Annotated in this window: 1 protein-coding gene; it reads right to left on the minus strand. The window is 35.2% G+C overall.

Annotated features, from left to right (window positions below; all coding sequences use genetic code 11):
• Positions 1-32 precede the first annotated feature (32 nt).
• Positions 33-836 (minus strand): hypothetical protein (locus DMC01_RS14170; RefSeq protein ID WP_185908972.1); only part of this gene is annotated, 804 nt, incomplete at its 5' end.

The following is an 836-nucleotide window of genomic DNA, read 5'->3' on the forward strand; positions in this document are numbered from 1 at the left end:
AAGCTTTAAAAAACAAGTGAATTTAAACAAGCTTACTTAGTGAGTTTTTTGATAAAGTATTTATACACATCCTCATCTGCTTCCTCTCGTCCGTGGTAGTGGTGGCAATCTTCTTCTTCATAACATATATCACCATTTCCATACTCCACAGCCAAAGGGGCAAATTTAGCACTTGGATACATTATGCCTCCCTCATCTCTATTAAAATCAGGCATAGGAATGAGATAAGCACTTGGTATATAGCATTTAGAATGAAGGGGATTTTTTAAATTTTTGTAATTTGGCTCCTTTGGATTTAAAACATCATAAGCACAGATAGAAATTTCAGCCATATCATTTTCTAGTATGTTATGAATGAAGATGGCGTAATGATTAGGGCTTAAAGCATTTGGGTGTTCTTTTATAAAAGCTTCTCTTGCATCCATCCACCAGCGCCAGGTATGCAGATTAAAGTCCCCATCAAAGTCATTGCAGCCAACATGATTAAAGTCCATAATGTATGGCAGGGCTATTAGCATAGTTGCTACTAGCTTTGAAGCCCCGTAAGGCTTGCTGAAAATGGGCACCTCGCAAGTATAGTATTCAAATGGATCAGATCTTTTTTTATCTTTTTTATATTTTTTGCCATTTAAAATTATGTAAAAATAATCCTTTGTTTCATAGACCTTTTGCTTGATAGAGCGGTCATCTAGCCTTGTAAAATATCCCTCATTTAAATCCCCTAACCACTCAGCAAAGAAATCAAAATTAAACACATATCTAGTAGTAGCCCAAAGCCCTTTGAATTTAACATAATCAGGTCTTAGATCCTTTAAATTTATAGGCTTTTTGCTTCT

Origin of the sequence: Campylobacter troglodytis (assembly GCF_006864425.1) — a bacterium.
GTDB classification, from domain to species: domain Bacteria; phylum Campylobacterota; class Campylobacteria; order Campylobacterales; family Campylobacteraceae; genus Campylobacter_D; species Campylobacter_D troglodytis.